This window comes from Bacillus sp. FSL K6-0972 (assembly GCF_037976035.1).
In the GTDB taxonomy this organism is placed as follows: domain Bacteria; phylum Bacillota; class Bacilli; order Bacillales; family Bacillaceae; genus Bacillus; species Bacillus haynesii.
The window spans coordinates 781,682-794,055 of record NZ_CP150260.1; the positions used below are offsets into that span (position 1 = coordinate 781,682).

Here is a 12,374-nt window from a genome sequence, read left to right on the forward strand (position 1 = left end):
TCTACTTCTCGCTGCTTGAGAAACGGTGTCAGTTGATACTTTGCTGCGGACGATGATTGAGATAAAGCCGAAGCGTGTAGTTTATGTGTCTGTAAACCTGGAGTCTTGGCACACGATTTGCGGGTACTTGAAGATATTTATCATCGCCATTGAGAATAAATGCAGGCCATTCGACCAAGAAATTTCCTTCTTCCGAAAAAACCAAAATAAATGTTGACGCTTTCATAAAACCGATATATACTTTAATCAAATCCAATATTGATAAATTAGACATGTGACTGGTCATGCAGGCAGGATCTAAAACCGATAAATTTTTTAATTTGTCGGTTTAGGTCCTTTTTTTATTGCCTAAATATAGGTCTCATGTTTTAGAAAAGGGGGAGAAACAGTGAATTACACACAAACAGCAAGAGACGTATTGCAGCATGTCGGCGGTAAAGAGAATATTGCCCACTTGGAGCATTGTTCGACACGACTCCGTTTTACATTGATTGATCAAAACAAGGCAGATGTACCGGCACTTGAGAAAACACCAGGTGTCATCGCTGTCCGTATGTCGGGCCAATGCCAGGTTGTAATTGGAAACGATGTCATTGAAGTCTATGAGAAATTGACTGGCCTTCTCGGAGGATCACCTTCTGAACAAAATGGGTCTTCCCATCAGCCGAAGGAAAAGCGAAAAGTGGGGACTGTACTATTAGACTTCATTGTCGGTGTTTTTCAACCGCTTGTTCCAGCCATTGCGGGTGGAGGGATTTTAAAATCGTTTCTCCTCCTATTATCGCTATTCGGATTAATTGATGCCAAAGGGCAAACGTATCAGATTTTAAATATGGTTGGCGATGCGCCGCTTTACTTCCTGCCATTGCTGGTAGCCGTGACGACAGCCAATAAGCTAAAAGTGAATCCGCTTGTTGCATTATCGGCAGTCGGCGCTCTTATTCTGCCAAACATGACGGCGATGCTGACAGAAGGCGCTCAATTATTTTCATTCGATGTGAAAAATATTGCGTATGCCTATCAGGTGTTTCCGGCGATTTTATCTGTCCTGTTGTATGCACAGATGGAAAAATGGTTTACTCGTATTTCGCCAAAACCCATTCGTATCTTCTTCGTACCGATGATGTCTTTGGTTATTACAGTTCCGATCACTCTCCTGTTGCTGGGACCAATCGGTTTTACAGCAGGGCAAGGCTTCACAGCACTCATCCTTGCTATGTTTGATAAAGTAGGCTGGGTTGCAGTTGCGTTCCTGGCAGCAGTCCTTCCATTTATGGTGGCATCAGGGATGCACAAAGCGATGGTGCCTTACGCTGTAACAACAATGGGCAATCTCGGAAAAGAAGCACTTTACTTGCCTGCATCACTTGCACATAATCTCGCTGAAAGTGGGGCGTGTTTCGCAATTGCCCTTCGTACAAAAGATAAAGTGCTCCGTTCAACTGCCATTTCCGCAGGGATTTCTGCATTCTTTGGCATTACCGAACCGGCATTATACGGGGTGACATTACAAAATAAACGTGTGCTGAGCAGTGTCATAATCGGTTCTTTCACCGGCGGCATCTTCGTTGGACTTGTCGGACTTCAAGCGTTTGTTCTTGTTGGACCTGGTCTTGCAAGTATGTCGATGTTCATATCTGACGAGCTTCCGCGCAACTTCATGTTTGCAGTTATCGGTTTTGGCATCTCATTTGTTGTTGCTTTTGCTGCTGCCTTTATTTTCGGAAAAGATCGAAAGATAGAAGAAAAGAAAAAAGAAGCAGAGCCAGGTGTTTTCGCTGAAAAACTTGGCGCAGATGAGACGTTCAAAAGTCCAGTCATCGGTCAAATGATTTCACTGTCTGATGTAGAAGATGACATATTCTCTTCAAAGGTAATGGGAGAAGGAATTGCCATTATTCCTTCAAAGGGTGAACTATATGCACCGATAGATGGCGAGATTTCTCTTCTCTTTGAAACAAACCATGCACTCGGTATGAAAACAGCAAACGGAGTTGAGGTTCTTTTCCACATTGGAATCGACACCGTTCAGCTAGAGGGCAAGTTCTTTAAACCATTGGTAAAAGTGGGGGATCAAGTCAAAGCGGGTGATCTGCTCATTCAATTTGAACTGGAGAAAATTAAAGAAGCAGGTTATGATCCAGTTACACTAGCAGTTATTACGAATACGGATCAATATGATATAAAAGTCACGCAATTAAAAGAGGTCAATCGTCAAGATACATTGATGGTTGTTACACAATTAGGAGGGTAATCATGATGACAAAAACAAAAGGATTTCCGAAAGACTTTTTATGGGGCGGGGCGATTGCCGCAAACCAAGCAGAAGGAGCCTGGAATGTTGATGGAAAAGGACCGTCTGTTGCTGATATTGCCATGTACCGTTCGAATTTGAGTGTAGAAGATTATGAAGGACACCTTGCTGTTTCTTCTGAAAACATTGATCGTGCAATGAAAGACCCAGACGTAAAAAAATATCCGAAGCGCAGAGGGATTGACTTTTATCATCACTATAAAGAAGATTTGGCTCTCTTTGCAGAAATGGGTTTTAAAACATTGCGTATATCGATTGCATGGAGCCGAATTTTCCCGACAGGAGAAGAAGCTGAGCCGAACGAGAAAGGCCTTCAGTTTTATGATCGTCTGTTTCAAGAAATGAAAAAACATAACATTGAACCGATCGTGACTCTGTCACATTATGAAATGCCATTAGCACTTAGTGTGAAATACAACGGATGGGTTGAAAGAAAAGTGATCGATCTCTTTGTGAAGTTCGCAAATGTGTGTTTTGAACGCTATAAAGATGTCGTAAAATACTGGCTTACCTTTAATGAAATTGACAGTATACATCGCCATTCTTTCATTACAGCGGGAATCATTCCTGATCGCTGTCCTGAAGGGAAAATAGAGGAAACGGTTTATCAAGCATTGCACCATCAATTTGTGGCATCCGCTCTTGTGACTGCAGATTGTCATCGCATCATTCCCGGCAGTCAGGTGGGATGTATGCTAACAAAACTCACGACATACCCGCACACTTGTCATCCGAATGATGTAGAACGCGCACTGAAGCAAAACCTTGATAACTATTTCTATGCAGATGTTCAAGTGTTTGGCGAATATCCGCCATTGATCAAACGCATGCTGGAACGAAAAAATATCAATATTAAGATGGAAGCGGACGATCTTGCCATTTTGAAAGAACATACGGTAGACTTCGTTTCGTTTAGCTACTATATGTCCCTGACAGAATCTGCACAGGAGGGGCTGGAAAAAACAGATGGCAATACGATTCGCGGTGTGAAAAATCCATATTTGCCGTCAACAGATTGGGGTTGGCAAATCGATCCGGTCGGCTTAAAGATTTCGCTCATTGAATTGTATGATCGCTATCAAAAACCTCTCATTATTGTGGAGAACGGTATGGGTGCGAAAGATGTTGTCGAAAGCGATGGATCGATCCATGATGACTATCGTATTAGCTATTTCAGAGAGCATTTCCGTCAGATGAAAGAAGCCATTGAAGAAGGTGTTGATCTCTTTGGATATACCAGCTGGGGACCCATTGACATTATTAGTGCGGGAACATCTCAAATGTCCAAACGATATGGATTTATCCATGTTGATCAAGATGACGATGGCAACGGGACATTGAAGCGCTCACGTAAAGATTCATTCTACTGGTATAAGAAAGTGATTGAGACAAACGGAGAAGTATTAGACTAAAAAACCGCATTCATGAAAAGGTGATGGCGATGTTTAAAATAAAAAAAGTTTTAAACTCGAGTGTGGTACTGGCTGTAGACCAGAACCGACAGGAGATGGTTTTATGCGGCAGGGGCATCGGTTACGGACGAAAACCTGGGAATATGATTGAAGAAAAACAGGCTGATCAAGTCTTTATGCCAGTAGACAATATGAAGGCAAAGGAATTTCTCCAACTGTTGGATTCAATTCCGCAAGAATTTATTGAATTGACCCAGCAAATTGTTCAGCATGCAGAAGAAAGATTAAAAACAAAGCTAAATTCCGGTGTATACTTCACATTAATGGATCACTTGAATTTTGCAGTAGAGCGTTATAAAAAGAACATCAATATTACGAATCGCGTCTACTGGGAAATTAAAAACTACTATACGGAAGAGTTTGAGGCAGGGAATTATGCGCTTCAGCTCATTAATGAAACATTTGGGATCCAATTGCCGAAAGAGGAAGCGGCAAATATTGCGTTCCACTTAATCAATGCATTAGGTGAAGAGACAGAGTCAAAAGATGGAATGAAATATGCAAAAATGATCGGGAGCATTGTCAACCTTGTCCGTTACACATTAAACATGAAATTAGATCAAGAAAACATCCACTACAGCCGATTTATCACACACGTTAAATTTTTCGTTGAAAGATTTTACGCTGATAAATTGCTGGCAAATCAGGAGAATGAATTATTTGAGCAAATTGCTAATTTATATCCGCAAGCAATGGATGTAGCTTTCAAAATTAAGGATTATATCAAGCAGGTACACGGAAACGTCATTCCGAATGATGAACTGACATACTTGGCAGTCCATATTCATCGATTGATTTCTTATCAGCAATTAAAATAAATGAAGAACCACTTGCCTTTGTGGAAGGCGAGTGGTTTCTTGTTTTTGAAAAAGAAGGAGCGTTTTTTGTTTATAGGCAAGATGAGTTGTTGATCACTACCAACAGTTGAAATTGACAACAAAAGGCTTTTTCAATTGTTGACAAAAACAGATTACTAATTGACAAAAGGTCATTACAAAAATTTACACGTGTGATAAGATCATGTTAAAGATAGAGAACAATCTTAAAGAGAAAGAGGGGGGTTCGGCATGAGCAAGGTCGCTTCAGAGGTGGTTGCGGGGGTGTTGAACGAATTCCATTTGGCCATTAAAAAGCACGATACTGAGCAGGCAAAGCATCTTTTTGATGAGGCGAAGTCGATGTTTTCCGAGATGGAAGAGGATCAGAATGTGCTGGCTTATTTTTCGCTTCTTGAGGAGCGGTACCGGATGATGCTTTATGATGCGAGGGGAGAGCGGCTGCCGCGGGAGTCTTATTTTAATGATTCGCAGATCGAGTGCATCGAGCAGACGGATCATATGATCGATTACTATTTCTATTTTTTTGAGGCGATGCATGAAGCGTACAACAAGAATGTTGAGCGGGCGATCAGCCTGTACAAGGTTGCCGAGAAAAAACTGGCGAAGGTGCCCGATCAGATTGAAGCGGCCGAGTTTTATTTTAAAGTGTCCTGGCTGTATATGTCTCTCCGGCAAAATGCGGTTTCTCTCAATTATGCGAGAGACGCGATGAATATTTACAAAATGCATGACGGGTACGAAAAAAAGCTGGCGATTTCCCAGGTTGTGATGGGGACAAATTACATGCAGATGCAGCGCTTTAAAGATGCGGAGAAGTACTTTGAAGAATCGATTGAAATTTCCAAAAAGATTGACGATTCGTTTTTAGAAGCGATGCTTCATCACAATATCAGCATTCTGTATTCCAATTCCGGCCGGTCTCAGGAATGCATTCTCGCCGTCCAGCATGCTTTGAGCAACGCCGAATGGTGCGAGTCATACTACTATATCAACTCGCTTTACATGCTGATCAGAGAGTTTTTCAAAATCGGCGAAACAGAAGCGGCCCTGTTCTATTATAAAAAAGGACAGGAGGAATTAAAGAAAAACGGGAATAAGCATTATGAAAAGAAAATAAATATTATTTATGAGCTGTATTGCCATGAAAACGTAAAAAGCATCAAAGACGACATCCATTCCTTGGACGAGATGAATGATTTAGACGGTGTCTGCGACCTTTCTTTGCTCATTTCAAGCTATTTTGAGAAAAAAGGAGATGACAAGAAAGCGCTGGAATTTGTTAAAATATTCATGAAAGCCGAAAACAAAATGAGATCATTAGGGAGTGAGGTATTGTCATGAAAAAATTGATTCTTTGCTTGTCGTTAACTGCTATGGTCTTAGGCGGAGCTGCTTTATCCCAAAGCCACAATCAGGCGTCAGGCGGCATTCAAACAGCGGAGCTGCCGGTTGGGGGTTAATGTTCGCTGAAGTCCTTTTACAGGGCTTCTTTTTTAAATCATGAAACGGGGTGTGGAATTACAATGAATCTGCTAGAGCATGAGATATAAAAACCTTCCATATTCGCGAGAGGCCCTCCAATCGTTTAAAACATATTAAAACATTAAAATTGGAGGGGAATATCATGAATGACAAAACATTTTTATTATTTTTAAAACACGCAGATAAGCCTTTCAGCGGCTGGGATTTTTCTTTCATTGAAGACACAGGACGAATGAAAAGCGACCTGCTTTCATGGTCATACGGAAGCATGGCTCTGTCTCTTATCCAGGATTCCGAATCAATGTTGGATATGGGGACAGGCGGCGGAGAATTTTTATCGAAATTGGGGCCGTTTCCTTCGTCAGCATACGCTACTGAATGTTATTTGCCAAATGTGCCAGTCGCAAAGGAACGATTGACGCCTTTAGGGGTTCAGGTCGTTCAAATTGATGATGATGAAGATCTTCCATTTGAATCCGACCAATTTGACCTGATCATCAATAAACACGAATCATATTCAGTACAAGAGGTGAGGAGAATCCTTTCAAAAGGAGGACGGTTTCTCACTCAGCAAGTCGGCGGGCTTGATTGCGAAGAAATAAATGAAAAACTTGGTGTGCCGCTAAATGAAGAATTTAAGGATTGGGACTTGGAAACAGCGTTAAAAGAGATGGAAAAGCATGATTTTAAGATTTTAAAAAGCAGAGAAGAGTGTCCGACTCAAAGGTTTTATGATATTGGGGCTCTGGTCTATTATTTGAAAGCCATTCCCTGGCAGGCGCCCGGTTTTGAAGTGAATCAATACAAGGATGAATTGTACGAGATTCATAAAATGATCGAAGAAAAGGGTTATTTTGACGTCACACAGTACCGGTTTATGATTTTAGCGGAAGCGATTTAAGAAGCAAAAGAGCCTTTTGACATTCGAAAAGGCTCTTTTTCATTCTACAGAAGGAGTACCAGGAATCAAGTCGAATCTTTAAAGGCATACGATTGTAAATCCGTCCGCAGGCGATTATATTCTCCCCGCCAAACCAACTATGGAGGCCGCCATCATGAACCACCGCCAATTAGACCGCTACCTGCGCCAATTAGACCTGATTGAAAAAATCCAAATCAAGACGGGGGAAAATGTTCCCGACTTTGACGGCAAGGAGCTGCTTGTGGAGAACGACAGTGATATTCCCCGTTTACAGGAAAACTATTTTTTTGATAAAGGGCCGATTTTTATCAGCAAACATCACCGTTTTGCGGATATGCCCCTCCATACGCATTCATTTATAGAAATCAATTATATTTACTCAGGCGAATGCCGGCAAATCGTGAACGGGCAGGAAATCAAGCTGGCAAAGGGACAGGTTTGCCTGCTTGACCAAGATGTGCCGCACAGCATTCCAGCGCTTGGCGAAAATGATATTTTAGTTAATATCATCATGAAAAAAGAAACGTTTTCGTCGGCCTTTTTTGGTCTTCTTCACAATACGGGAATCGTTTCAAATTTTTTGGCGAATGCCGTTTTGGAAGATCAATCCCATGACCGCTATATTTTGTTTCACTCACAGGACAATGGCAATTTGCAATATATCTTAAAAAATATGCTGTGCGAGTTTTTTGATCCGCAGGATTATTCGTTTGAGATGCTGAATTACTACATTCCCGTCATGTTTACCGAATTAATGAGAGTGTATCAAGTCGATAAAAACTTTGAATTCGCACGTACAGGCGGTAAAAGCAGCATCATCGAGATTCTGCATTATATTGAACAGCATTACCGCGACTGCACCTTGACGACGTTGGCGAAAGCGTTTAGTTTTAATCCGAATTACTTGGGCAATATGCTGAAAGAACGGACAGGTCAAACATTTGTCGAGCTGGTGCAGATGCAGCGGATGATTCGCGCAGCCGCGATGCTGAGAAAAACCGGAAAAACGATTGATGAAATTTCTTGCAAGGTTGGCTATGAAAATTTAGGCTATTTTTATCGTACGTTTAAAAAGCATTTTGGAGTGACGCCGAATCGCTATCGAAAAGGTTTATAAATGAAATTTTCGGATGAAATAGGACGGCGTGCAGCTCCAGGCATGGCAATAGCTGTTGATTAACTGGCTTCCGTACGGCGAAAATGATTTGTCGTTTGGATCGTACGCTTCCCAAAATGCATCCGCGCCGTCTTTGATCATTTCCCCCCAGTAGCCCTTGATATGGCTGACAGCTTGTTCCTTTTCGCCGACTTGAATAAGCGCTTCGACCAAATAATGGTGCATATACGGCGTTGTCAGGCCGATGCCGGGCTGTTCTGACAGTAGCCGCTGCATGAGCTGGCGATTTTCCGCTTCGGGCAGCACTTCCGCCAACACCATCCAAATCTGGCTTGCCCATGAGATCTGCTTTTCCTTTCCGCTGAGGAAATAACCCATTTGTTTATCCCATAAATGAGCAATTGCGACAGATGAAGTTTCTTGCAGCTGTTTTTGTAAGAAGCGCCCCTTGTCGCTCTTCAAAACTTCTGCCAGCTTCAGCGCCTGTTTCATTGCATAAATTAAGACTCCTTGTGAAGCTGCCTGCTTGTTAAGCTTTTCATGCCAGTCAATAAATGAATACCACGAATCATCGTCTTTGACGAGGCCGTCGTCGTCCAAACGATCAAGCGCAATTTCAATTTGTCTGAATGCAGTTGGCCACAGTTCAACAAGAGTGCTAAGGTCTTCTGCGGCAAAATAGTAATCATGCAGCGTGGTGACAAACAGCAGAGAATAGTCGAAAAAATACGTGTCATCCGCAATATATGCCGGTGCGGTATATAAATTGGCGGCAACCTGGCCGTTTTCATCGGGCAGGCCCGCAAACAAATACAAACAGCGCTTGACGAGCTTATCGTGCTGAAAGGTTTCGTAATTAGCCAAAGCCTGCAGGCGCAAGTCGCCGAGCCATAAACGCCGGTCCCGCTTCGGTCCGTCTTCAAACACATCTTGCATGCAATTTTGCAGTGTTTTGACGCTCACCTTGTCGATCTCACGCATCATTTCGTCTTCGTGAATGAGCGGTTTGACGCGCGAGTTGTCGGCGGAAGTTACTGTCCTGCATGCGATTTCCTCAAAGGCCACCCGGTATTTAGGCGATGTATCCAGAACTTCGAACTTCACATAGCGGAAACTGTAGCGGCGCGGCAGCTCGACAAGCCCCGGCATGATATCGATATAAATCGTTTCTTCCTGCAGCCATGAGCTGCTGATCCATCCGTTATATTGAGAGAACGGCTCAGCCATTTCAACCGGCATTTCTCCGAAAGTCAGCCGCAGACGGAGCGGGGCATCCGGGGGACTGCCGACAGGTTTGATGAACATGCTGATAAAGCCGACAAGGTGTGTGCCAAAATCGAGAATAAAATGATCGCCTTTACCGTAATCGCGGCCGGCAAGCTCCGCGGCGGGGGCTGTATGATGGATCCGCCATCCGTGTATGGCTGACGGATCTTCAGAGATTGCGGCAAAATGATCCGGGTGCGCGACGGTTTGCAGGAGCTCCGGCTTTAATTGCTCTGCGGTTTTAATGAAATTTTCATTTCGTTTAATCGTTCTTTTGTTTGTTTGAATTTTCTGTTTGTTCATCGTGAATATCCCTCATTTCTGGCTAGAGTGCGGTCTGATGGTCATCGGTTTCGGCTTTTTGGCTGCGTACGTCAAGTTCGGCCCGTATTTGAGGATACATTTTATCCAAGTTGTAAAAGCACATCGTGATCATTGAAAATACAACCAAAATGGCAGGAATGATTAAATAGCCCAGTTGGATGGCCAAAAGCGCCGAGTCGGGCTGCGTCTGGTTCGGTACGTAGCTGCCCCATGTCAGGAGCATGCCCGACAACGCCCCGGCGAACGCAAACGTTAATTTTCCCATAAATCCGTTTAGTGCCATCATCAACCCGGATGCGTTGATGCCTGTTTTCCATTCGCCGTAGTCGACCGGGTCGGCCTGCATCGAAAAATAGATCGCCTGCCTGAGTCCGTAGCCTGATGCAGCAATCACAGCGCCGATGATCAAACCCGCAACATTTACATTTGCAATCAGCATGACAATAATTCCAGCGAGATTGATGGCGCTTGCGGTCATGAATAATGTACGCTTATACATTATCCGCGCGAAGAGCGGTGTCATCAGCGTGCCGAAAACCGGAACGAATGCACTGATTGTGGCGATGACGCTTGCCAAATCGGGACGGCCGATATTATAAGTGAAAAAGTAGATTAAAGTCGCTTGCTGAAGAAAATATGAACCCCACATAAAAACGATATTGAGCATGAAGATGTACCACGGTTTATTCCCTTTCAATCCGGAAAACGACGTTTTCAGCGTCACTTTTTGCCGCCTGATCTTAACCTTTTCCTCAACATTTTTAAATGTAAAAAAGAACAGCAACATCCCGATGACGGCGAATATCAGCATTGTCCAGAAGAACCCTTGAGCTTGAGAGCCGCCGCCGAGCGCATCGACCATCGGAAGCGTAAGCGCGCTGACTGCCGTCGCTCCGATCAGCGCAAAGACAATCCGAACCGTTGCAAGCGTCGTCCGTTCATTGGTGTCGCTCGTCAAGCTCGGCAAAATCGAAGCCATCGGAATATTGACCATCGTATACGCCGCCGACAACCCGATATACGTGATATAAGCGTAAACAAGCTTGCCCGCTTCTCCGACATCGGGCACTAAAAACGTCAGTACTGCCAAGAGGCCGAACGGAATCGCGCCGATTAAAAAGTAGGGTCTCGATTTTCCCCAGCGTGTATTGGTTTTGTCGATGACGACGCCCATCAGGACATCAGTAATCCCGTCCACAAATCTCGTCAGCAAAAAGAGCAAGCTGACATGGGCAGCCGCGAGCCCTGCGACATCCGTATAGTAAAACAAGAGGTAAAGCGTGATCATCTGCCATATTAAATTGCAGGAAAGATCGGCGGCGCCGTATCCAATGCGCTGCCGCCAAACAGATACTGTCGATGCCATTAGTGTTCCTCCAATCTTATCTTTTTTCAGATGGAAGGGTTATGCGGCCGCTTGCCTTCTTCCAATATAATTAAAGCGCTTACAATATTAATTGGCAATGAACTTATTACAGAATAAATTACGCTTTTTACAGGTTTTAAAAGAATAAACCGGAATATAAGAAGCCGAAAAGAAGCAGCGGGATGAAGCAGCTTTTAATGAACTTTTTCACCAAAGGACGAAAAAGGATGCCCCCGAGTCCGGACATCCTTTCTAGTTTTCTGGGAGATAAGCAGAATTAAATTATTCGAGTTTGCAAATGGTATTTTTCGTTTTCCTGTATGTATAAAGTACGCCGCCTATCGTTATGATTCCCCCGGCCAGTGATAGAAAAGCGGGAACTTCGCCTATCCATACCCATGATATGAAAAGTGTTGCAGCTGGCGTTAAATAAAGCGAAACCGCGGCTTCTGATGATCCTCTGTGTGAGGTGATATAAGCAAGCGCAAAATAGGGGACAACGGTAGGAAGCAATCCTAAATAAACGACACTTGAAGTAGATTGAATGGAAGCATGACAAAGCTCTTCGAATAGCCCGGGTAAAAAGAACAGCATTGGGATGGTTCCTCCCCAAATCGCGTATGAAACAAAAGGGATAAAACCGTATTTCTGAATGTAGCGTTCTTGAAAAACGAAATAGATGCTCTCACATATCGCGGCCAGTAAAATGAACAACATCCCAGCCGCCGTGTTTTCAAAGTTTCCGGCGCCGAGTGAAATAAGCATGACGCCTAAAAAGCTGATCCCTGATCCGATCCATTTCGCTGCACCAAATCGTTCTGCGAAAAACAGCCTCGCTAACAATGCTGAAAAAATAGGCGTTGTCGTGACCATGAGACTTGCTACTCCGGCGCTGACCGTTTCCTCGCCTAAATTGAGCAATGTGTGGTAGGCGGAAAAACCTAAAATACCGAGCAGCAAAATGATAGGGATGTCCTTTGCTTCCGGCAGGCGCATCCGAACGGCAGCCGCCAGCAATATTAAAGCCGAAGAACCTGACAGCAGACGAAGCAGTGTGAGATGCTGAGGCGTATAGTCTTCCAGCCCCACTCGAATCCCCGGAAAAGCCGAAGCCCAAAAGCCGATCATCAGGCAGTATGACAACGTGATGTACATCCTCTGTTTCTTCATCATTTTTCAATCTCCTTTTTTAAAAAAACCAACCGGTTTAAATGTGTGTATCCATCTTAATAGACGTTTGATAAAATAGCTTCAACCAGTTTTAAGAATATA

Annotated in this window: 10 protein-coding genes; 7 read left to right on the forward strand and 3 right to left on the reverse strand. The window is 43.6% G+C overall.

Annotated elements, in window-relative coordinates; genetic code table 11:
• The first annotated feature begins 388 nt into the window (after positions 1-388).
• From MKX80_RS03920 to MKX80_RS03950, 7 genes are all read left to right on the forward strand, one after another.
• Complete coding sequence (locus tag MKX80_RS03920; protein ID WP_268325264.1) at positions 389-2,254, forward strand: beta-glucoside-specific PTS transporter subunit IIABC; 1,866 nt, start codon at positions 389-391, stop codon at positions 2,252-2,254.
• 5 nt (positions 2,255-2,259) lie between these two features.
• Complete coding sequence (locus MKX80_RS03925; RefSeq protein ID WP_276561374.1) at positions 2,260-3,726, forward strand: glycoside hydrolase family 1 protein; 1,467 nt, start codon at positions 2,260-2,262, stop codon at positions 3,724-3,726.
• 29 nt (positions 3,727-3,755) lie between these two features.
• On the forward strand, positions 3,756-4,604 hold the full coding sequence (locus MKX80_RS03930) for a PRD domain-containing protein (RefSeq protein ID WP_154999004.1): 849 nt from the start codon (positions 3,756-3,758) through the stop codon (positions 4,602-4,604).
• A 249-nt stretch (positions 4,605-4,853) separates the two neighbouring features.
• Positions 4,854-5,966 (forward strand): Rap family tetratricopeptide repeat protein, encoded by a 1,113-nt coding sequence (locus MKX80_RS03935; RefSeq protein WP_154999002.1) that lies wholly within the window; start codon positions 4,854-4,856, stop codon positions 5,964-5,966.
• Entirely contained in the window at positions 5,963-6,085 is a 123-nt protein-coding gene (locus tag MKX80_RS03940) for a PhrK family phosphatase-inhibitory pheromone (RefSeq protein WP_268342533.1), read from the forward strand. The genes MKX80_RS03935 and MKX80_RS03940 overlap by 4 nt, the downstream gene beginning before the upstream one ends.
• A 164-nt stretch (positions 6,086-6,249) precedes the next feature.
• A complete protein-coding gene (locus tag MKX80_RS03945) occupies positions 6,250-7,008 on the forward strand; it encodes a class I SAM-dependent methyltransferase (RefSeq protein ID WP_154998998.1) in 759 nt (252 codons plus the stop codon).
• A 154-nt stretch (positions 7,009-7,162) separates the two neighbouring features.
• The gene (locus tag MKX80_RS03950) at positions 7,163-8,146 is read left to right on the forward strand and encodes a helix-turn-helix domain-containing protein (RefSeq protein ID WP_216931037.1); all 984 of its coding nucleotides are present in this window, start codon (positions 7,163-7,165) and stop codon (positions 8,144-8,146) included.
• On the opposite strand, the gene MKX80_RS03955 is transcribed toward MKX80_RS03950, so the two are convergent.
• The 3 genes from MKX80_RS03955 to MKX80_RS03965 all read right to left on the reverse strand — a co-directional run bounded on the left by MKX80_RS03955 (position 8,141) and on the right by MKX80_RS03965 (position 12,272).
• Positions 8,141-9,715, reverse strand: coding sequence for a sugar hydrolase (locus MKX80_RS03955; RefSeq protein ID WP_268328270.1), 1,575 nt, complete (start codon positions 9,713-9,715; stop codon positions 8,141-8,143). The genes MKX80_RS03950 and MKX80_RS03955 overlap by 6 nt on opposite strands.
• A 22-nt stretch (positions 9,716-9,737) precedes the next feature.
• A complete protein-coding gene (locus tag MKX80_RS03960) occupies positions 9,738-11,102 on the reverse strand; it encodes a glycoside-pentoside-hexuronide (GPH):cation symporter (RefSeq protein WP_216931033.1) in 1,365 nt (454 codons plus the stop codon).
• A 282-nt stretch (positions 11,103-11,384) separates the two neighbouring features.
• The gene (locus MKX80_RS03965) at positions 11,385-12,272 is read right to left on the reverse strand and encodes a DMT family transporter (protein ID WP_216931133.1); all 888 of its coding nucleotides are present in this window, start codon (positions 12,270-12,272) and stop codon (positions 11,385-11,387) included.
• Positions 12,273-12,374: the final 102 nt, after the last annotated feature.

Coding starts and splice junctions, on each gene's coding strand:
- MKX80_RS03925 (WP_276561374.1), top strand. CDS start 2,260: ATGACAAAAACAAAAGGATTTCCGAAAGACTTTTTATGGGGCGGGGCG.
- MKX80_RS03930 (WP_154999004.1), top strand. CDS start 3,756: ATGTTTAAAATAAAAAAAGTTTTAAACTCGAGTGTGGTACTGGCTGTA.
- MKX80_RS03935 (WP_154999002.1), top strand. CDS start 4,854: ATGAGCAAGGTCGCTTCAGAGGTGGTTGCGGGGGTGTTGAACGAATTC.
- MKX80_RS03940 (WP_268342533.1), top strand. CDS start 5,963: ATGAAAAAATTGATTCTTTGCTTGTCGTTAACTGCTATGGTCTTAGGC.
- MKX80_RS03945 (WP_154998998.1), top strand. CDS start 6,250: ATGAATGACAAAACATTTTTATTATTTTTAAAACACGCAGATAAGCCT.
- MKX80_RS03950 (WP_216931037.1), top strand. CDS start 7,163: ATGAACCACCGCCAATTAGACCGCTACCTGCGCCAATTAGACCTGATT.
- MKX80_RS03955 (WP_268328270.1), bottom strand. CDS start 9,715: ATGAACAAACAGAAAATTCAAACAAACAAAAGAACGATTAAACGAAAT.
- MKX80_RS03960 (WP_216931033.1), bottom strand. CDS start 11,102: ATGGCATCGACAGTATCTGTTTGGCGGCAGCGCATTGGATACGGCGCC.
- MKX80_RS03965 (WP_216931133.1), bottom strand. CDS start 12,272: ATGAAGAAACAGAGGATGTACATCACGTTGTCATACTGCCTGATGATC.